Origin of the sequence: Oceanispirochaeta crateris, assembly GCF_008329965.1 — a bacterium.
Classification (GTDB): Bacteria; Spirochaetota; Spirochaetia; order DSM-2461; family DSM-2461; genus Oceanispirochaeta; species Oceanispirochaeta crateris.
On the sequence record NZ_CP036150.1, the window covers coordinates 3,556,008 to 3,577,701 of the forward strand.

General features: G+C 43.4%; 18 protein-coding genes. 17 read left to right on the forward strand and 1 reads right to left on the reverse strand.

Annotated elements, in window-relative coordinates; genetic code table 11:
• Positions 1–7: 7 nt before the first annotated feature.
• A complete protein-coding gene (locus EXM22_RS16185) occupies positions 8–1,618 on the reverse strand; it encodes a sulfatase family protein (RefSeq protein ID WP_149487517.1) in 1,611 nt (536 codons plus the stop codon).
• 91 nt (positions 1,619–1,709) lie between these two features.
• Here EXM22_RS16185 and EXM22_RS16190 point away from each other — a divergent pair, with 91 nt between their 5' ends.
• The 17 genes from EXM22_RS16190 (at position 1,710) to EXM22_RS16270 (ending at position 21,625) form a co-directional block, all read left to right on the forward strand.
• The gene (locus EXM22_RS16190) at positions 1,710–2,537 is read left to right on the forward strand and encodes a helix-turn-helix domain-containing protein (RefSeq protein ID WP_149487518.1); all 828 of its coding nucleotides are present in this window, start codon (positions 1,710–1,712) and stop codon (positions 2,535–2,537) included.
• Positions 2,538–2,721: 184 nt separating this feature from the next.
• The gene (locus tag EXM22_RS16195; RefSeq protein ID WP_168203571.1) at positions 2,722–4,011 is read left to right on the forward strand and encodes an ABC transporter substrate-binding protein; all 1,290 of its coding nucleotides are present in this window, start codon (positions 2,722–2,724) and stop codon (positions 4,009–4,011) included.
• Positions 4,012–4,299: 288 nt separating this feature from the next.
• Positions 4,300–5,022, forward strand: a complete 723-nt coding sequence (locus EXM22_RS16200; RefSeq protein WP_210411510.1) for a carbohydrate ABC transporter permease — start codon at positions 4,300–4,302, stop codon at positions 5,020–5,022.
• Between the two features lie 9 nt (positions 5,023–5,031).
• A complete protein-coding gene (locus EXM22_RS16205) occupies positions 5,032–5,856 on the forward strand; it encodes a carbohydrate ABC transporter permease (protein ID WP_149487521.1) in 825 nt (274 codons plus the stop codon).
• 22 nt (positions 5,857–5,878) lie between these two features.
• Positions 5,879–8,230, forward strand: a complete 2,352-nt coding sequence (locus tag EXM22_RS16210) for a glycosyl hydrolase family 95 catalytic domain-containing protein (protein ID WP_149487522.1) — start codon at positions 5,879–5,881, stop codon at positions 8,228–8,230.
• A complete protein-coding gene (locus tag EXM22_RS16215) occupies positions 8,200–9,231 on the forward strand; it encodes a LacI family DNA-binding transcriptional regulator (protein ID WP_149487523.1) in 1,032 nt (343 codons plus the stop codon). The genes EXM22_RS16210 and EXM22_RS16215 overlap by 31 nt, the downstream gene beginning before the upstream one ends.
• Positions 9,232–9,301: 70 nt before the next feature.
• Positions 9,302–10,144 (forward strand): type III pantothenate kinase, encoded by an 843-nt coding sequence (locus EXM22_RS16220; protein WP_149487524.1) that lies wholly within the window; start codon positions 9,302–9,304, stop codon positions 10,142–10,144.
• A gap of 84 nt (positions 10,145–10,228) precedes the next feature.
• Complete coding sequence (gene pdxS / locus EXM22_RS16225; RefSeq protein ID WP_425465774.1) at positions 10,229–11,068, forward strand: pyridoxal 5'-phosphate synthase lyase subunit PdxS; 840 nt, start codon at positions 10,229–10,231, stop codon at positions 11,066–11,068.
• Positions 11,068–11,622, forward strand: a complete 555-nt coding sequence (pdxT, locus tag EXM22_RS16230) for a pyridoxal 5'-phosphate synthase glutaminase subunit PdxT (protein ID WP_149487526.1) — start codon at positions 11,068–11,070, stop codon at positions 11,620–11,622. The genes pdxS and pdxT overlap by 1 nt, the downstream gene beginning before the upstream one ends.
• A gap of 232 nt (positions 11,623–11,854) precedes the next feature.
• Positions 11,855–13,114, forward strand: a complete 1,260-nt coding sequence (locus EXM22_RS16235; RefSeq protein ID WP_168203572.1) for an ABC transporter substrate-binding protein — start codon at positions 11,855–11,857, stop codon at positions 13,112–13,114.
• A 63-nt stretch (positions 13,115–13,177) separates the two neighbouring features.
• Positions 13,178–14,047, forward strand: a complete 870-nt coding sequence (locus tag EXM22_RS16240) for a carbohydrate ABC transporter permease (RefSeq protein ID WP_149487528.1) — start codon at positions 13,178–13,180, stop codon at positions 14,045–14,047.
• 12 nt (positions 14,048–14,059) lie between these two features.
• A complete protein-coding gene (locus EXM22_RS16245) occupies positions 14,060–14,923 on the forward strand; it encodes a carbohydrate ABC transporter permease (protein WP_149487529.1) in 864 nt (287 codons plus the stop codon).
• A 6-nt stretch (positions 14,924–14,929) separates the two neighbouring features.
• Positions 14,930–16,333 carry a sulfatase-like hydrolase/transferase gene (locus EXM22_RS16250; protein WP_149487530.1) on the forward strand — a complete coding sequence of 468 codons (1,404 nt, stop codon included), beginning with the start codon at positions 14,930–14,932 and terminating at the stop codon, positions 16,331–16,333.
• A 7-nt stretch (positions 16,334–16,340) separates the two neighbouring features.
• Positions 16,341–18,059 carry a substrate-binding domain-containing protein gene (locus EXM22_RS16255; RefSeq protein ID WP_149487531.1) on the forward strand — a complete coding sequence of 573 codons (1,719 nt, stop codon included), beginning with the start codon at positions 16,341–16,343 and terminating at the stop codon, positions 18,057–18,059.
• 159 nt (positions 18,060–18,218) lie between these two features.
• Positions 18,219–19,448: a sensor histidine kinase gene (locus EXM22_RS16260; protein WP_149487532.1), complete on the forward strand. Its 1,230-nt coding sequence runs from the start codon at positions 18,219–18,221 to the stop codon at positions 19,446–19,448.
• A gap of 2 nt (positions 19,449–19,450) precedes the next feature.
• Entirely contained in the window at positions 19,451–20,146 is a 696-nt protein-coding gene (locus tag EXM22_RS16265) for a response regulator (RefSeq protein ID WP_149487533.1), read from the forward strand.
• Between the two features lie 96 nt (positions 20,147–20,242).
• Positions 20,243–21,625 carry an ABC transporter substrate-binding protein gene (locus tag EXM22_RS16270; protein WP_149487534.1) on the forward strand — a complete coding sequence of 461 codons (1,383 nt, stop codon included), beginning with the start codon at positions 20,243–20,245 and terminating at the stop codon, positions 21,623–21,625.
• Positions 21,626–21,694 lie beyond the last annotated feature (69 nt).

Below are 21,694 nucleotides of genomic sequence, written 5' to 3' on the forward strand. Positions count from 1 at the left end.
AGTAACTTCACTTTTCAGCAACAGGATCACTTCTGTTTAAACTTGGATTCAATTCTTCTCCCCAGACCTTCCGGGTCATCACATGACAGCTGTATTTATCATTACATTTTAGTTTCATAATGACCGGTTTTTTGTTGGATTCGAGGATGAGCTTGTCAAATAATTCGCGTGTTAGTTCTTGCTGCATGGTGGAGTACTCGGGAAGATTGTAGAGATTCCTTGTCTCTTTAGGGTCTTGATTCAAGTTGTATAGCTGCCCCCCTTTTTCTCCGGCAAAATAGATAAGCTTCCAACCGTCGTTCCTGATTAAAATATGCTGATCTGAAACAGATGGGTTAAGAACAGATTTTGCATGATGGACAGTCAGAGAAGTCCTAAGGGCCTCTTTTTCTCCCTGGATCATGCTTTTTTGTGAAATTCCATCGTAGGGCAATGCGGGCAATCCCTCTTCCTCCTTAATGCCCAGAAAATCAAGAATTGTCGGAACGATGTCTATAAAGGAGAATAATCCGTCTCCACGGGTGTTCCTTTTTATTTTTCCAGGTAAAGAGGCGATGAACGGGACATTGATGTATTCTTCCCAACAGACTCCTCCTTTTGCCATCATTCCGTGGGCTCCCATATACTCCCCATGATCCGTAGTGAATATGACCAGGGTATTCTCCCTCAGGCCTTCATCATCCAGTGCTTTTATTATCCGTCCAATGTTTTTGTCAATGAGGGAAATGGTTCCCCAATAGGCACGGGTGATGATCTCTATGTCTTTGTCCGCGAGGACTTTATGTCCTCCGCCATCAAAGTCAGGCATACGACCCATTTTGAGGTAGTTCTTAATGACAGTGGGGTAGTTTTTGAGGTTGGGATCATTTTCAAGAGGCTCGTAGTCTGTGTTTATGGTTGTGTTTTCATACATTTTATAATAACTGGGAGGTGGCATGATCGGCCAATGGGGATCGGGAAAGCTGCAGAAGCAGTAAAAAGGGGTTTCTGCCTGGGCCATCTCCTTTAGAAATGCGGTCGTTTTATCTCCTACGTATGTGGAAGAATGAACCTCTTCCGGTATTTTTGTGAGGTAGACTCCCTGGCCGCAGCTGACATCAGCGGGAGTTAGATTCTCTTCGGCAAAGAGATTTATTTTATCTCGGTGTTGTGTTTTCATCCAATCACCATAATGTCCTGTTAAGGGATTACTGTGACCAAGGATTATGTCCACTGTTTCAAATCCTTCATAGGGGCCGTGCCATCCGTCATAGGCCCCGTTTCTCCAGTCTTGGATGGACTCTTCTGTCCCTTCCTGTTCCTGTGATTTGAAGTGGGGTTTTCCTATGAAGTGAGTTTTGTATCCTTTGCGTTTGAGATAGTCTCCCAGGCAGGACTCATTTTCAGGAAGATTACTGTTATGAACCGTCGCCTGATGATGGATCGACTTCCTTCCTGTGATCATCGTATTCCTTGATGGTATACAGATTGGATTCTCACAATAAGCCCGGTTTAATGTGATTCCTGATTGTGCTAATGCATCAAGGGAGGGAGTTTTTATCAAATTGTTCCCGTAACAGCCTATTGTGGATTTTTGCTGTTGATCGGTGGTTATAAAGAGTACATTCATCTTTTTCATGCCTAGATTATAGAAGATATAAGGGGTCCTAGAAATGTCATTCTAAAATCAAAAGATGTCAAAAAGTACCCATTTGTGTATAATGTAATTTATGATGATTTCAAATTATGAGTTACATCTCATCGAGTTGATTCTTGATCAGTTGTTCTTCAAGGGAGACGCTTTGGAAAGAATCGATGTTCTCAAAGTCTTTAATTTGAGAGTTCCCGTTCATTGGAGAATCGAAGAGAGGACGCTGGGGCACTTTCTTTTCTCAGTAATTTCCGGAGGGAGAGGGCAGTTGTTTATGGATGATGAGGAGTACAAGCTTGGACCGGGATCGGTCTATCTGATTGCCCCTGGAAAGGAGCATTCAATCTCTACAGATCCAAAGTCTCTCCTTGAGATTCATTCTGTTCATTTCAGTCTGGGAGATATCGTTGTTGAGTCCAATTGTATTTATAGAATGCTGTTATGGAATGAAACAAGGCAGTATCTTGATGCATTGAAAAATAGCTCCTATGCCAACTATCTCCCATTGGATCGGTATCACTCCTACGCGGTTAAAAACTCAGTTCTCCAAATTCTATTGATGTTTCGAGGCTGTCTAATGAATCTGCCAAAGGGAGAACATAACTTTATTTCCAGATTAAATGAACTGGATGGGGCCGCTGATTTGACCGTCAAAGAACTGGCAGGGGTTTGCGGTTATACCGAAAAAGCCTTCATAAGATCTTTTAAGAAGCTCTATGGAACGACTCCTCATCAATATATGATAAAGAATAAAATCCTTCAGGCTGAATATCTCCTTCTGTATAGTGACTTCTCAATTAAAGAGATTGCTTCAAACTTGGGGTATAAAGACCAGTATATATTTTCGAAGCAATTTAAAAAACAAACAGGGTGTTCTCCCAAGGGCTATCGCGAACAACTTAGTTGAAGAATGTTGAACATGTTTTATATATTTTGAACATTTTCTTGAAGTTAAAGAGGGAAAAATGGTTTAATTTACATACTAGTACTACTTTAGTCTAAATAATCAGTTGATATTTTTCTTGACAGTTGATCTATTCTCCATGGATAATAAATTGAACATGTTTAATTTGCATGAAAGGAGATGTATTATGAAGAAGGTTTTTATTGTATCCTTTTTGATTCTTTTGACACTTGGTTCAGTTTGGGCGAATGGACAGCAGGAATCTAAGTCCGAAGAGCAAACTGTTTTGAACTATTGGACATGGTATCCCGGTGAAGCAACTATTCGGGAAGCCTTGGACGCATTTGAAATGCAGAATCCCAGTGTAAAAGTGGAGCTGACCGTATTTGAATCTCAGGCTTATCAGGAAAGGCTTCCTCTGGCATTGGCCTCCGGCGAGGAACTGGATGTCTTTGGCGTGCAGACAGGTGTGATGGCTCCCCAGGTAAAATCCTATTTGGAACCCCTGGATAGTTATTTTGAGGCGATGGATGGAGCGGAATGGGAAAGTCAGTTTAATGAATTGGACCTGGATATCGCCAGAGGACAGACCGAAAGCGATGAATTGCTTTTTATAACTGCCGGACGCTTGGGATCCGCAATCGCCCTCTATAATGCGAAAATGTTCGATGATCTGGGACTTTCTGTTCCCAATACCTATGAAGAAATGAAAGCCGTTGCTGCAACCATAAGAAAAGAGCTTCCAGGTGTTCTTCCTGTTGTGTTTACAGGTGACGGATGGTTCGTTGATGAAATGCTTCTCACAGTCGTCGCACAGGAATCCGACCTGTTCAATGAAATCCGCTACGACGGTGGACGTTTTGATGATCCTCGTTTTGTTCAGGCTTTGAGTGATTTCAAACTCATGTTTCAAGACGGTGTTTTCGAAAATATGACAGATATTTCTTATGGAAGGTCATTGGAGCTTTTCGATACTGGCAAGGCTGCCATTCTCTATCAGGGAACCTGGGAAGCGGCAAGGCTATCCAGCACTTTCAGGGAAAAGAGCGGCATTGCTCTTGAGAATGTGGGAGCCATGGCAATGCCTGTTATGAGAGATTCAGGTAAGGCAACACTCAGAGCGTATACTGAGCTTGGATATGGTATTTCCAATAGCTCTTCCAATAAAGATGCAGCTGCAAAGCTTGTTCACTTTCTTACAGCCGGCGAAGGTTTTGAAATTATGAATCAGGGGATGTTTTTGATTCCCAATAATAAGAGAGCCCAAATGCCAGATTCATTGTTCAACTCAGATGAAGGCCGAGAAGGCTGGGAGTTGGTTCAGAAGCTGGTTGCCGAATCAACTTCTCATCGGAACAACCTATCAGGATTCAGCAATACGGCAGGACAGGTCATTCAGATTATGCTCGGTGGCGATCTTACTCCCCAAGAAACAGCAGAGATGATTCAGAAGGAATTTGAAAGATCTGGTCTTTAATTTAAATTTGTAAGGTTTACATACGGCTGTTTCCTTTCGAGTGGAGACAGCCGGTTTCAAGCAGGAAAACAATTCTGGTAAACCATATTCATCATCATAGGATAGGAGGAAATAAGGGTGGTAAACCTTTCTAGAAGCAAACAGAGGAACAACGATAAGAATGCAATTCTTTTTCTGTTTCCTTTGATGTTAATTGTCGGAATCCTGCTTTTTTACAGCATTTTTTTCATTATAAAAAATAGTTTTTTTAACTTTGATTTGTCGTTTCAGAAATTTACATTTGTAGGTTTGAACAACTATGCAAGACTTCTGACAGACCCGATTTTTTACAAAAGTATATTCAACAACCTGGTCTTTTCTGGAGTTGTCATTTTGGCCGGGGTCACCCTGGGATTCTTATTTGCCGTTCTCCTGTCGACGAATATAAGAGGAAACCGCTTGTTTTTTGCTATTTTGTTTCTCCCCTCCATCGTTCCTAGAGCCTTGATTGCCACTGTTTTCAAAGAAATGCTGGAATTCCATAGCGGCACCGTGAATGCGGTCTTGAGTTTTATGGGGATGAATGTCCAGAATCTGACCTGGCTGACTGACCCTGGAATGGCTTATGTTTCAGTCTTCACTGTTCTCATCTATATGATCGGGATACCACTTTTGTATTATAATGCAGAACTGACAACTATAGATTCCAGTATTTTTGAATCTGCCCAGTTGGATGGTGCTAACTTTCCGACATTGATCACAAAGATTATTTTTCCCCTCGTTAAAGCCAGTCACAAAACGATTGTCATTTCGACGCTGTTGGCTACGTTTAGAATGTTTGAAGTCATTTTTCTGCTCACATCCGGAGGCCCCGGTTTTACAACAGAAATAACAGGGACCTATATTTATCGTTTTACCCGCAGGGGATCCGATTTGGGGTATGTTTCTGCCGCAGCTACGATCATCCTGGTTATTGCCCTATTTTTATCGGTTCTTCAGATAAAACTACTCTACAAATCAAAAAAAAATTAGGAACGTAATATGAGTAACACAAGTATACTTTCATTTTCGGGATGGAAGAAAAAGACCCTGCAGGCTGTCATGATAATCATTGCGTTATGCTGGTTAATTCCTGTGGTTTCCGCTGTTTATAGATCCTTCAGGTTCATGGGATTTCAGAATTATGTTTATGTTCTCACTACGAGGATCAATGGAATCTATTTTGTCCAGGCCCTGCTTAATTCGTTTATCATTGCAGCAGTAGCCGTTTCGCTGACGGTTTCGGTTTCCAGTCTTGCAGGTTTCTGCTTCTCGAAAATAGACTTCAGGTTGAATCGACTTTTCTATCTGTTGACTCTTTGCCTTCTGGCTATTCCAGGGGTTACTATTTTGATTCCTCTGTTCTTCACCATTAAGAATTTAAATCTCATGAATACTCATCTCGCTGTAGCCCTGCCGGAAGTAGCTCTTACGCTTCCTTTTGGTGTGCTCCTTATGCGGAATTCATTCGATGCCATCGATAATGCCTACCTGGAAGCGGCGACTATTGATGGGGCCAATTATTTCCAGGCATTCATTAAGATCTATTTTCCTATGAATATCGGGACGACAATAAATTTGGCTATACTTCAATTTATCTGGTCTTTTCAGGACTTTTTACTGCCTAACTATTTCATTTCTAAGAAAGCAATTATGACGACAACTCAGTTGATAAGCTCTTTCAATCGAGCCATGACGGTCACTCCAAAGGATTTAGGGGCTTTCAGCGCCTCTCTTGTTCTTCTGGCAATGCCTATCTTGGTCGTATATCTAATATTCAGCCGATATATTAAGAGTGGGCTCACCTCCGGCGGTCTTAAAGGCTAGAGCTTCAAAGGTAAAGCAACATATGGATACGACGATTCTACAATTCAGAACACCGGCCTCACTCTGGGAAGAGAGTTTCCTTTTGGGAAACAGCAGGATTGGTCTGGCTCTCTGGGGAGGACTGGGACATGAGACCATACAGCTCAATCATGATACGTTTTGGGCAGGTCATAATTTGGTTTCACCCATCAAAATATCGGCCGAAAAACTAGGCTCTATCAGAAACCTTCTGAAGCGAAAGGAGTATTCTAAGGCCGAATCCGCACTGAGCTCTACCTTTACCGGGCGTTATACCTTTCCCTATCAGCCTCTGGGAGAAATCAAAGTCAATTTTGATGGGCAGTATGAAGAAGGCCTTTCAGATCAAGTCAGAACTTATGAACGGGAGTTGGATCTTTCTACGGGTCTTTATACTCAGGTTGTCTCCAGGCGCTACAGCTCCGAGGGATTTGTGTCTTTTCCGGACAATTGCGGAGTTCTTCGCTTTGATGCAGCTTCGGGACGGCCTCTCTCGGGGCGCATTACTTTTTGTTCTCCGTATGAAGATAATCCTGCCATTATTATTGAAAATGACAACATCCTGCAGTTTGTTCTATCTGCTCCCCATGATGTTGACGGATTCTTCGATCAGGGAAGAGAGGATGTTTCATATACGGGAATCACAGGCTGCACAACTCTTGGAATCACTTACAGTGGTGGAACGATGAGATTGCATGAAGGCAGTATCATCCTTGAGAGTGTTGAACATTTACAGCTCTTCATTCACACAGGAACCGATTGGAACAACCCGGAATTTTTAAGTGATGGCATGAATACCGTACAGGATTGCATTGGCAAAGGGTATGAAAGTTTGCTAAATCGGCATATTGAGGACTTTCAGAGACTCTATCGGTCGTTTGCTCTAGAATTAGGTGTGGACGATGATCCGTTTCTTTCACTCCCGCCGGACGCCTCATGCAGGAGCGAGTCGGTAAAGCAAAAGCTGATCAAGGGGCTGTTTGATTATGGCCGGTATCTACTGATTTCTTCATCCCGTCCAGGAAGTCAGCCGGCTAATTTACAGGGAATTTGGAATTCCAAATTATCACCTCCCTGGTGGTCGAACTATACCATGAATATCAATCTGGAAATGAATTATTGGGGTGCTTCCACGACCGGATTGTCTGAATGTTCACTTCCGCTTTTTGATTATGCGATGAGGCTCATGGAAAATGGATTAAACACAGCTCAGAATCTTTACAGCGCTCAGGGCTGGTGTTCTCATCATCAAAGCGATCTTTGGGCGCAAACTCATCCCAGAGGATGCACAAAGGACAGTATTTCCTCGGGCAATGCCGAATATGCTATTTGGCCCTTCAGCGGTGTCTGGTTGTCCCTTATGGCCTGGGATCATTACCTATATACTCAGGATGACATCTTCCTTAAGACACGGTGTTTCCCTCTCCTTGAGGGGAGTGTTCGTTTTCTAAAAGATTTTCTTGTGGAAGATGAGGCGGGCCATCTGATAACGAGTCCTTCCACTTCTCCGGAAAATCGGTTTGACTGGAAAGGGGAGCGGAATGCCGTTTCCACAGGAAGCACTATGGATCTGTCCTTGACCCTGGAAGCTCTCTCCTCTTACCTTGAAATGAGCCATCATATTCAATGTGATGACGGTCTGTTGAGCTGGGTAAATGAAGCCGTAGGGAAGATTCACCCTTTCCGTCTGGGGCGGTGGGGGCAGCTCCAAGAGTGGTCTGATGATGTGGATCGCGAATTCGAAGAGCACCGTCACCTTTCTCATCTCTTTAGTTTGTATCCGGGTAAGAAACTCATGGACAATGATCTGGACCATTTTCGGGAAGGCGCCGCTCGTTCCCTTCATGGGAGAGATCTTGAATCAACGGGATGGAGTACTGTTTGGAAGATTGCTCTGAATGCCCGTCTGGGTAATGCTAATAACATCCCCGACCTGATCGACAGGTTCATTACTCCTATTAATCCGCATGATAGGGGAGTCCAATTCAAAGGAGGTGGGATATATCCAAATCTCCTTTGTGCCCATCCTCCATTTCAAATTGATGGGAATCTTGGAATTGTTGGAGCATTGCTGGAGCTGCTGATACGTCAGGTGGATGACAAAATCTTCCTCCTCCCCTGTCTTCCGTCTTCTTGGTCTAAGGGGCGAATAAAAGGCTATCATCTGTCTGGAGGTGGAATAATTGATTTTCAATGGACTGACAAAGTGTTAGATTATATTAAGATTACCCCCTCGTATTCAGGGAGTTGTGTGGTTCAATACAATCACAAGAAAATCAGGCTGAATTTGAAGAATAATGAAATTGTGAGGTTGAATAATCAGTTATGCACGATGGAAAAACAACCGTTACCCTAAGGGATATTGCCCGCAGAACCGGTATTTCACTTGGGACTGTTTCTCGTTTTATAAATGGCGAGACCGTGAGGGAGTCTACAAGAGAAAAACTCGAAGCAGCCATATTAGATTTAGGGTATAAGGAGAATATCGTTACCAGAGCTAAGCGTACCGGTAACTCCATGACGATTGCCGTGGTTGTTTCTCAGCTGAATGCGGAGTTTTTCATGGATATTATCCAGTCTATGGATAACTTCCTGAGAGATCAAATGTACAGCATATTGCTTTGTAATTTCCAACACGATTCCCATATTCTTAAAAAGCGCCTGGAGGAACTGCGATACAGATCCATTGACGGCATCGTTCTGTTCCCTTCTGGATTGGAAGGGGATGTCGTTTCAGAGCTGAAGGCTTTTTTGAATGAAGGGACTCCGGTGGTCGTAATTGATGATAAGGTTCACGGTTTAAAAACAGATTCTATATCTACAGATAATTTTAATGCGACCTATGGTGCAACGGAATATCTTATTCGTAAAGGCCATAGGCGAATAGGGTTTCTGGCAGGTCGAAAAACTTCCTTTGTCGCCATGGATCGTTATCGGGGCTGTAAGGCTGCTTTTGAAACCTATGATATACCCTGGGATGATGATTTGGTCCGATGGGCGGATTTCGAGGTAGGGAAAAGCAGCACTCTCTTTAACGAACTGGTGAGTATGCCCGATCCGCCTACGGCGGTTTTTCCCATGAGTTATGACATGACTCTCGGGGTCTTACTCTCTACGGTCAATAGACATATCCAGATTCCTGGAGATCTGTCGGTTTTCGGGTTTGATTTGTTTTCCGGGGTTGAGGCCTTGTCTACGAAATTGACACTTATGAAACAACCTACAGCCAAGATGGGGCAGGTCGCAGCCGAAACTCTCTTAGAACGGATTCAAGGGCATTGGGACAGCTTTCCCTTGAATGTGGAGTTGAAGGCTAAGATGATTGTTCATGACTCCATATCTGCCATCGGCTCATAGGATTGACCCTTCGGACAATCAGGACTATAGTTTTTACTATCTGGGTCGATTCCATTAGGAACGGTACCGGGTGAAATACAATATTTTATCAATCAGGCTTGATTCGTGGAGGACAGGTGCTGAACAAATTCAAAAAGCGATGATACTGACAATAGATGCAGGGAGCAGCCGGATATTCGGAGGTCTACTGCAGGATGGACAGATCAAAGCTACTTTTCAGAAAAACTCTTCTACCGGCATGAGCGCAGATGAGATAGGTCTTTTTCTTATTCAATGGCTGTGTGTAAACCACTTCAGTGCTGATGATATTGAGGGATTTGTCTACTGTTCTGTTGTGCCTGAACTCAACAAAGTCCTGGACGAGTGCAGCCGGAAATATTTCAATCTGGAAGCTCTGTCTCAGAAAGCAGGAGTGAAAAGCGGTTTGCAGGTCAAGTATACCAATCATCATGAATTGGGTGCAGATCTAATAGCCAATGCTGTAGCAGGAGTTAAACTTCATCCCGGAAAAAATCTCATAATTGTAGACTTTGGCACGGCAACCAGCCTTTGTGCAGTCAGCCGTCTCAAGGAATATCTGGGGGGAACTCTGGTTCCCGGATTGGATATTGCCATGGAAGCCCTGGCTGATCGTACAGCATGGCTACCGGAAGTCGAGATAAGACAGTCGAAAAATGTCTGTGGAAGGGATACGGTGAGTGCAATTCAGGGCGGTCTTTACTTTGGAACCATAGGCATGCTCAAAGAGTTGATTTACCGTATGAAGAAAGAGTGTTTCTCACAAGAAGGAGCCTTGGTTCTGGCAACAGGTACCTATGCTCAGTTGTTTCAAAATACCCAAATATTTGATGAAATCGTTCCCGAACTCGTCCTCCTCGGTCTGGAAGAAATTAGAAATCTCAACCTGAATTGATAGAGGCTGGAGGTCGCAATGAGCGAACAGACCTGGTCTGCAAGACAGACTGCAAATTGGAAAAGTAAGGTGGGCCTGGCAGAAATGCTGAAGGGGGGAGTCATCATGGACGTCGTCACTCCCGAACAGGCTATGATTGCCGAACAGGCGGGAGCTGCCGCAGTAATGGCTTTGGAAAGGGTGCCTGCGGATATCAGAAAAGACGGGGGTGTGGCCAGAATGTCCGATCCCATGATGATTGAAAGCATACAAAACGCCGTCACCATCCCGGTAATGGCTAAATGCCGGATCGGTCATATTTCCGAGGCCCGCATGCTTGAAGCCTTGGAAATTGACTTCATTGATGAATCGGAAGTTTTGACACCGGCGGACGACAGGTATCATATTCTAAAAAGTGATTATGCCGTTCCCTTCGTCTGCGGATGCAGAAATCTCGGCGAAGCTCTCAGACGCATTGCCGAGGGGGCTGCCATGATCCGCACCAAGGGGGAAGCCGGAACCGGTGATATTCTTGAAGCTGTACGTCATATGAGAACCCTTAAAGAAGATATAGCCCGCATTCAGGGGATGCCTAGGGAAACTCTTATGACAATTTCAAAAGAGTTTGCTGCTCCTTATGATCTCATCCTCGAAGTGGCAAAAACAGGAGAGCTTCCTGTGCCCAACTTCTCAGCGGGAGGTGTGGCAACACCTGCCGATGCCGCTCTTATGATGCATCTGGGCGCTCAGGCTGTATTTGTAGGGTCTGGAATATTTAAATCAGAAAATCCAGAAAGAAGGGCCAAGGCCATTGTAAAGGCGGTTACATATTTTAATGACCCGGCCATTCTGGTAGACCTGAGCCGTAACATAGGGGCTCCCATGACAGGCATTTCCATGGATGAATTAACGGCAGAACAGAGGCTGGCCGGAAGAGGTTGGTGATGAATGTTCCGGGAATCCTTGCACTGCAGGGTGGCTTTGCCGCCCATGAAAAGATCCTGAAAGAAATGGGATATTCTCCTATTCTTGTTAAAAACGAAAAGGATTTGGAGACGATTGACCGCCTCATATTACCAGGGGGCGAGAGCACCGTAATGATCCGTTTACTCAATGAATCAAAGCTCAAAGGTTCTCTTATTCAAAGGGTTCGGGAAGGGATGCCTCTCTTTGGGACCTGTGCCGGACTGATCCTGCTCTCATTGGAACTCATAGGCTTGGGCCTTGAACCCCTAGGGCTCATGGATATTAAAGTAAAACGGAATGCCTATGGCCGTCAAATTGACAGCTTTGAAACAAGTCTTAGCTGGAGAGGGATGACTCTGCCTGCTCTGTTTATCAGGGCTCCCCAGATCTGCGAGTACGGACCGAAGGTGGAGGTTTTAATCAGCCATAAGGGAGTCCCTGTCCTGGTCAGGCAGGGAAAGATGTTAGCGGCAAGCTTCCATCCAGAATTAAACAAATCTACAGTCCTTCACCGGTATTTTATGGAATTTTGATTTTTATCGCGGTAGGGTCATTTTTATTGCATTGGCTCTGCTGTGATTCTATTCATCTAGTTGATCTCTCTCAAAATTTCCTTTGATCTCATGTGTGATAAGATATATTTAGAGCATGATGGGTAATATTTATAGTAGATGATATGTTAATTACCTTACAGAATTGTATTATTGGGTGAAAAGGAATATTTGACAATCACCTATGAATCTAAAGGGAAAAAGGAGAATCAATATGTCAAAAAAAGTCGTTTTTATGATTGCCTTCTGTCTGATAATCAGCGGATCATTTGCATGGGCCGCCGGACAGGGTGAAGAAAACGTATCGTCAGAACAAACTTTGAAGTTCTGGAGAATGGGGACAGATGATGTCTGGGTTAATTATGTCCGGGATTTTATCGGTCGCTATGAAGAGAGAAACCCCGGGATCAAGGTGGAATATGAGTATTTCATACCTAAGGATCTTCCCCAGAAATTAAATACATCCCTGGCCGCCGGTATCGGTCCCGATGTTGTCGGCTGTAGTATTCAGCATGTATCCGAGTATGCAGACAAGGGTGTTTTTATGCCTATCGATGAGTATCTTGATTCATGGGAAGCTAAATCCGATATACCAGACTCCATCTTGAATGTCTCTCTCCTCAATGGAAAGCACTATGCCTTGGCTTACCATCCTGACCCCTATGTTTTTGCTTACAGAAAGGATTTTTTCAGGGAAGCAGGGCTTGATCCGAATGATCCTCCTGAAACATGGGAAGAACTCCTGGAAGTGGCTCCAAAGCTGACAAAACGGGATGGCGATATTGTTACTAGAGCAGGATTTCTGATGCCTATCGATGACTTCCTAACCTTCGTTCCCTTTGCCGTTATGAATGGCGCTTCTTATATAAGTGAAGATTCACAACCGACTTTTAACGGACCTAAATGGGTAGAGGCTCTGGAAGTTCTGACTACTCTGGTAAAAGACCAAAAAGTCACCATGGAAACAACAAATAATCAGGAGTGGACCCAGTCTACGTTCTCTAAGGGGAATGCCGCCATTGCCCAGGTCAATACCATTACACTGCAGCAGTTCTTTAATGCTTATCCAGATAAAAAAGATGAGGTTGGATATTTTGCCATTTCAAGAGAGCGGGCAAGCAACTGGAATGGTGCATGGCTCTATGCCATCAATTCCAGGTCTAATATGAAAGATGAAGGCTGGTCCCTTATAGAACAGTGGATGGAACCCGATGAAGTCTGGACCTGTTATCAGGCTACTGGAAACATCCCGGTTCTCAAGAGTCTGTCTGCAAAATTCACCGCTGAGAATCCCGTGTTAAACAGTGCTCTGTTTGCCGGAATCGAAAATGGTCTTGGAAATCCTCTGGTTCCCTGGGCTACTCTTCAGATCAAGTACATGAGAAAGGCCATGTCTGAATCCTTCTATGGTATGTCAGATCCTCAGACGGCTCTGGAAGAGAATTATCAACTACTTTTAAATGAAATTAAATAATCATTAACAATCAGAGATCCCGCCTGAATCATGGGGCGGGGTTCCTATTCTTCAGGATATAAAATGAAATATAAGCATAACATTTCAGGACACTTGATGATCCTTCCCTGCTATGTGATCTATCTGTTTTTCGTGCTTCTTCCGGTTCTTATGACCGTATGGTTCAGTTTCCGAGATTACGATTTATTTACACAAAGTAATTTTGTGGGGATAGATAATTTTACACGTCTGTTTACGGACCCGCTTTTTCTGGTGTCTGTTAAAAACACATTCATTTATGCATTGGGAACCATTATTCCCCAGATTCTTTTGGGGCTTCTTCTGGCCGTGCTGCTGAATACCAATATACCCGGTAGAGGTTTCTTCAGGTTGGCCTTCTATATTCCCTATCTTGTTTCTATGGTCTCTGTAGCAATGCTGTGGCTGTGGATCTATGATCCTGCAAGCGGAGTCCTTAATCGATTTGTGAAATTCATCGGCCTGCCGCCTCAACGCTGGTTATTTGATATGAAGTTGGCATTAAGTTCTCTTATGGTTATGGGAGTCTGGAAGATGTCGGGGTATAATATGATTATATACTTGGCTGGCCTCCAGCAGATTCCCCCTCAGCTCTATGAAGCGGCAGACATTGACGGCATCAGTGGGTTTCGGAAATTCCTGCACATAACGATTCCTTTGATTCAGCCGACAACATTCTTTCTTGTCGTCATTAATACAATCCAGTCATTTGCAGTATTTGAACAGGTCAATATTATGACCGATGGAGGACCCAGTAATGCGACGACGACGATTGTCCATCAGATGTATGAACGGGGATTCGTCGATTTTCAAATGGGTTATGCCAGTAGTATGGGTGTTTTTCTTCTACTCATAACTATTCTCTTGACAGTCTTCAATTTTAAATATGGCCGAGAGGGCCAGGATCTATCCTAGGAGAGCCACATAATGCAAAAAAAATCAGCATCTACCTATATTCTCTTCATTATTTTACTCCTGGCATCCATTGTTGTTGTCATGCCTTTTGTCTTAATGATTACAGCCTCACTCAAGACCTCTGCAGAAATCAATGCGTCCGTCTTTAAGTTCTTTCCTGCGAAAATGCAGTTTTCAAATTATCCCAAAGCCTTTGCCAACTCTCCCTGGGGGCGCTGGTTTGCCAATACAATATTTGTTACGGTCCTGGCCACAGTGGTGAGCCTTGTGACCAATTCCATGGCGGGATTCTCCTTTGCACGGCTTCAGTTCAAGGGGCGGGATCTCCTGTTTTATTCCGTCCTTCTGGGCATTATGGTTCCTCCTCAGCTGACAATCCTGCCCACCTTTCTCATCATGAGGGGAATCCCACTAACAGGTGGGAACAACCTTTGGGGACAGGGAGGAACAGGTCTTATTGACAGTTATCTGGGGCTTACCCTTCCCATCTTTGCCGGGGCCTTCGGGATATTCCTTTGCAGGCAGTATTTTCTGAATTTTCCAGACTCTCTGGATGATGCTGCTGAAATCGACGGCGCCGGGGTTTGGAAAAGATTCTGGGCTATTTATGTCCCCAATAGCAAACCTCTACTCTTGAGTCTTGGAATCCTGAAGGGCACCTATACCTGGAATGACTACATTTGGCCTCTCGTGGTTGTCTATTCAGAAAAAATGATGACTGTTCAGCTTGGACTCTCCCGGTTTAGAGATGTCATTATCAACTGGGAACTCTTAATGGCTGCCACAGCGACTGTAATGCTACCTCTGGTGATTCTGTTTATTCTCAGCCAGAGGTATTTTGTGTCAGGCCTTGTCACTAGCGGAATGAAAGGATAATCCCAGATGAAACCTAATGTAATTTTTATACTTGTAGATGATCTTGGCTATGGAGATCTGGGAAAATACAATCCCAATGAATCATTGAGCCCTCATATTGATTCACTCATGGATGAAGGGGTCTGCTTCTCTCAGTGCTATGCCGGATCGCCTGTGTGTAATCCATCAAGGGCTTCTTTGCTTACGGGACGGTATCCAATGAAAACCGGTTCTGTGGATACCCTGGAATGGCGTGGCCTGGAACGTTTGAATCTCGAAGAAATCACCATGGCTGATTACTTTAAAGCAGGAGGATACAAAACCGGGATTGTCGGGAAATGGCATCTGGGGGCGTTTGATATGAAATACCATCCCCAGAACAGAGGGTTTGATGAAACTGTCTGTTTCCGGGGTGGTATGCATGATTATTACGACTGGAGACTGGAATATGGAAACAGCATCAAGCGGGGAGACGGCCGCTATCTGACAGACCTCTGGACTGATGAAGCCGTAGACTTTATCAAGAGAAACAGCAAAGAACCGTTTTTTCTACATCTGGCCTATAATGCTCCCCATACTCCATTGCAGGTTCCCGGAGAGGAAGCAGAACCCTTCCTGCAGAAAGGCTGTTATAATGAATCTGTTTCAGCTCTTTATGGGATGATTAAGAGGATGGATAAGGGAATTGGACGGGTCATGGAAGAAGTCAAAAATCAGGGCCTGGATGAAAACACCATTATCATCTTTTCCAGTGACAATGGTCCTCAGTTTGAGTACGGTACCAATCATGGAGGAAATGACGCAAATGATTCTCTTGAAAGATTCAATTGTAACCTTCATGGATCGAAAGGCACTGTTTATGAGGGAGGCATTAAGGTTCCCCAGATCATCCGTTGGAATAATACCATAAAAGCCGGGACATCAGATAATGATATGTTTCATTTTTGTGACTGGCTTCCCAGTCTGAAGTCCTTGTGCAGCCTGCCTTCTCTTGAGAAAGGTAAAGAATTGGATGGAGTGGATTTCTCTGAAAGGATCATGGGGAAAGCCGGAGGAGACTCACCGGCCCGTTTTTGGCAATGGAATCGTTACAGCCCTGTTCCCGGTTGCAATACAGCCATCAGAGATGGGAAGTGGAAGCTGGTTCTCCCGGAGATTCCCGAAGCCATGGAGGTTTTTGACATACAATGGCTGAACAAGAGCATGTATGAGCCTGAATATTTTATTGAAAGAGGTATCATCATGGACGAAGATCCGCCTCGTACTATAAGTTCTCCTTTGAAGGCTGAACTCTATGATATAGAGTCCGACCCCGGAGAAACCAATGATCTGGCTGATGAAAACAGGGAATTAGTAGGGCTGTTAGAGAATAAATTGAGCTCTTGGTTTGAATCAGAATATAAAGAATACAGCAAGGTCTCTAGGAGTTGAACCGGGAATGCTGACCGATAGAAATAGAAAAAAGCTCAAGTATGATGACATCTTCATACTTTGGGATAAAGATCCCGATAAGGCTATTCCTCCCAGACCGGAGAACCCGGAATTGTATCCCGAGGACGACTCTCGTCATTGGTATGATAGCGAATTTGTAGGTTTTAATGTAAAAAGGCTCCCTCAGCCAGACTCTCTCGGTGACGGTCCCAGGAATAAAAACGTTGTAGGGATTCTGCCTGTGAAGCATCCCTATATGATTACATTTGGAGAGAGCATGATGCAGACTGCCGAGCAGTTTGGTATGAATATCAAGCTCCTTTATGGGGACAATAGCCCTGAAAAATTTGATGAGCTTGTGGAGCAGGCTCTAGAGATTAAACCGGATATGGTCTTACTTGATCCTTTCTTTCAAAATGAATCCACGGCCTGGTTTAAGAAATTCTATGAACATCGGATTCCGGTCATAGCCTGTAATATGATTCCGGCAAATGAGGGGTTCCGATATATTCTGTCCTGGACAGGACCAGATGCCTGGGGAGAATCCAGGATGCTTGCAAATAAACTCTCCGAACTAATGAATCAGGAAGGAGGGTATGCCATAGTCCGTCATTATCCGGGTTCTTCAACCTATGATTCCCGAACCTGGTCTATCGTTACTGAATTGAAAAAAACAGCTCCCCGCATGAAATGTCTAGCCATGGAAACAAGCTACTTGAATACAGATAAGACAGAAAAACTGGTGAATGAATGGCTCACAACTTATGGTTCTAAATTAAAAGGTATTGTGAGCTGCGATGATGATACAGTTCAGACAGGAATAAACCGGGCTTTGGATAAGGCGGGACGGCGGGACATCATTAAGGTTTCCAACGGAAGCACCAAAGTAGGGATGGACTTTATTAGAAAGGGAGAGCTTCATGCAATCTGTTTGAAATCGCCGCTTATTGACGGAGCTACACCCGTCAAAGCTGCTGCAGACTGGTTTAACGGGTTGGATATTTCCCAGATGCGGTTTTTACCTAAACATATTATTACCATCGATGATGTGGATGATATGTTTCTGAAAAATTATGAAATCAAAAAGATCGGACTTTTTTCTCTGGAGCAGTCAATCAGGGATGGGAACAGTGGGAATCTGGAATCTGTTTTTCAAGATTTCTTCAAGAAATTTGAATCTTCCAAGATTATTTCGCTGGAGTATTTCAGGGGATTTACAATCGATGTCATCTCACGTCTCATTCAGATATGCAATGAATTTAATATAGAATTTGAACAAATTTTCGGTTCATACGAGATGCTGTTCAAAGAACTTTTCTATCAGAAATCTGTCGAGAATACCATGTCTTTTCTATTCAGGATATCAAAGGATATTGTCATTGCCGTTCATAATAAAAAAAATGTGTCCGATCCCATAGAAAAAGTTCTTATTAAGATAGACCGTGACTTCAAGGAGCCCATTTCTTTGAAAGTGTTAGCTGCAGAGATGGATATGTCTCCCAAGTATCTGGGGCAGTTGTTTAGAAAACGGATGGAGAAGAATTTTAGTCAGTATGTAAAGGAGAAAAGAATCAGTTACGCGGAAGATTTGTTGAAGAATACATCCTACAGTACCGTGGATATAGCTGAAAAATGTGGATTTCCCAATAGAAATTACTTTTACACTGTTTTTAGAGAGCTTCGGGGAATCTCTCCGAGTCAATTCAGATATAAGAGTCAGGATTGACATTTTCTAAATATAAAAAAAGATGATCCTTCTCACTGAAGTCCTTGCTCTTTAGTGGTGATTTTTTTCCTACTTCCAATGTTTCTATTTTGCAGTATCATGAATGAAGATGTATGATTCAGAAATACCGGGTATGAAACATTTATCAGGACTTTTGCTTTGCTGAAAAAGAAGTATTCCTCTCATTATGATATAAAAGTCATTCTCTTTTCCATGGTTTTGATGCTTCTGGCATTTGTACAGTTTCATCTAATGCATTCCAGTATTCCCAGTTTTGACCGTTTTGCCTGGCAATTCTATTTTCTGATTGTTTCCACATCCCTTTTAAGTATTGGTCTCTTTTATTTTCAAGGACTAAGAAAGGCCGGGTTTGTGATCAAGATGCTGATTTTTTTTCTCATGGCCTATCCTTTTGGCGCCTATCCCTGGTTGGGATTCACCCTACTTCTTTCTCTTCTCATTGAATCCGGATTGTATTTTGAATTTCCCGGTAATCTGTGGGGTATGATAAGCTCTCTGGCTCTTTTCCTTATACTTCAAAGACCAAAGAGTGCTTTCTATACCGAGCTGCCGGCACCTCTTCTGCATGATTTTTTAACCACGGTTACCTATGCTCTTATGGTCCTATTGTTGCTGGCTCTATATACACGGGAGCAGAAGAATCATAGGGAGGAGGCAGTTTTAACCAGGAGGCTCGATGATGCTTTGAGCAGCATGGCAAAAGCAAATCTAGGGTTTCAGACCTATTCAAACAGCCTGGAACTAGAAACTCTAAAAAAGGAACGCAAGCGAGTTTCCCGCGAAATTCATGATACGGTTGGCTATTCGTTGACTAACATAAGAATAATGCTTGAAGCAGCCAGTATGATGATTGAGGATAATCCAGGAGAATCGGGGAAACTAATTCAGAAATCGATGAAAGAGGCAGGCTACTGTTTGGAAGAAACAAGGGGCGCTATGCGGCTCTTAAGATCAAAAGAGATCGGACGGCCCAGAGGTATCCGTGCTTTCTTTCAGTTGGTATCAGTTTTTGCAGAAGCTACAGGTATTGAGGTTTATACAGAATTCGGTAACTCCCCCGATAGCTTTGGAAGTGTTATCGACAAGGCTATATTCCGTTTTATTCAGGAAGGATTGACCAATTCCTTCAGGCATGGCAGGGCCAGTGAGATTAGGATCTATTTTTGGGTTCAGAATAAGACTCTCCGTGTCAGTCTTCAGGATAATGGCCTTGGGGCTGTTTCTCTTAATGAAGGGATCGGGATGGCGGGTATGAAGGAAAGGTTGGATGAATTAAAGGGATCTTTGGATTATCATAATATAAGCAGTGGTTTTGAAATATCCATATCAGTCCCTCTCTCAGAAAATCAAACTCCTGTAGAAGGCTAAAGATGATAAGAGTATTACTTGTTGATGATCAGGTTTTGTTTGCAGAGACACTGCAGACTGTTATATCGATGAAGGCTGACGATATAGATGTTGTAGACATTGCATATAACGGGAAGGATGCTATCTTAGCGGCCAAGAGACTCATTCCAGACATTATTCTGATGGACGTAAGAATGCCTGTCATGGATGGTGTTCAGGCCGCTTGTGAAATCCATCAGATACTACCGGATATCAGGATCATGATGCTCACGACTTTTGATGATGATGCCTATGTTCATCGAGCTCTTGAGGGAGGAGCTGTAGGATATCTGCTTAAGAACATGCCCTCTGGAGAATTGATCAATTCCATCAGAGCGGTTAATAACGGAACACTCCAAATCTCTCCCTCAGTTGCCTCGCAGCTGGTTACGAATCAGAGACCGGATAATCAGTCTCAAGAAGATGAACAGAAAAGGGATGACTCTGAATATAGTATTGATACCCTGAGCCGGCGGGAAAGAGAAATTCTTTATCTCATGTCCAGAGGTTATGATAACCCGCATATCGCAGAAAAGCTTTTTATTGCTGACCAAACTGTGAAAAATCACATCAGTCATATTTATAATAAACTGGATGTCCATGACAGGATGTCTGTAATGAAAGCCGCAAGAAATTCTGAATTAAAAGAGTACTGCCGCTATCTCCTGGATGATGAATAAACTCTTTCCTGGTACTAAAATGGTACTCAGTTGTGAATGCTTTCTCCATGATACCTGTATTAAAATGAAGTTAAATATCTCAAAGGAGAAGTTTTTATGAAAAAACTGATAATCTTGTTAATGAGTTTTTTACTCCTCACATCATTTGCTTATGCATCTGGTCAAAGTGAGGACGCAATGGAATCTCAGGTCTCTCAGGGACCCGTGGAAATCGACTTCTGGACGACTCAGACTCAGTCTGAAAGATTAGCAACGATTCAGGTGCTCATTGACACATTCGAAGTTATGAATCCTGATGTTAAAATCAACCTGATCCCTATCGATGAGAATGATATGGCTACTCAGTTGAATACTGCAGCAGCAGCTGGAAACCTTCCGGCTTTACTTGAAAGTGCAACCGAGAATGCAGTGGCTTTCGGATCACAGGGGCTTCTGGATTCCGCTGCTGTAACAGAGTTGATTAACTCAATTGGTACAGATCAGTTTTATGCCGGGACTCTCAAATTGAATGAAAGTGATATACCCGGAAGTTATTATGCAGCTCCTTATCACGGTTGGGTTCAGGGAATCTGGTATAGGGCCGACTGGTTTGAAGAAGCCGGACTTAATCCTCCTTCTTCTTGGGAAGACATTCTCAAAGCAGCAGAGTATTTCTATCAGCCTGACAAGAATCAGTATGGTATTCTTGTCGGAACAAAAGCAGAGGCCTATGCAGAACAGTGTTTTACCCAGTTTGCCATGTCCAATGGTGCCGGCCTCTTTGATAAAGACGGAAATCTGATATTCAATTCTCCTGAAATGAAGGAAGCCATTGAATACTATGCCGAACTTGCCAAGTTTAATCCTCCTGGACCTCAAACCTGGAGAGCCCGAGACTATTACCTGCAGGGTAAGATGGCAATGTTCTTCTATTCAACATATATCATGGATGATCTGGCAATTGCCGAAGTGGCTGCCGGTTCTCTATCCAGTGAAAACTTTGAAGACCTGGCGGGAACAAGCTTTGATCCGGATTTGGTAAAAAATACAAGAATGGCATCAACCATTTCAAATTCAGAAGATGCCGGCTTCGGTGTGGTTGTATCGCTATCTCTACCTGATCAGGGCGATCCGGCTAAAACTGCGGCAGCCAAGAGCTTTATGCGCTATCTTTATACACCCAACGCCTATATCACCTGGCTCCATATGGCTCCAGGCGGTATGAATCCTGTTCTTAAAGATATTGCAGTAAACGAACGTTTTCAGAATGATCCAAAAGGAATCTTCAATAATTACGGCAAAGAGAAAATGGCTGAAATTATCGATGGACTGGATAATATTGAGACTTTCAGCATTGTTGACGGTAACAGAATTTCTGCCGCAAGTTCCATCTATTCCAAGCAAATCATACCTCAAATGCTCTACAAGATAACTCAGGAAGGTATGGATGTTGATAAGGCTATGGCCTGGGCAGAAGAAGAAATGGGTAAATTACAGTAGTTTCAGTAACCTGATCCCTCCGGGATTCCGGAGGGTTACCCACTAAAATCACTAAGAGGGGAGGTTCGC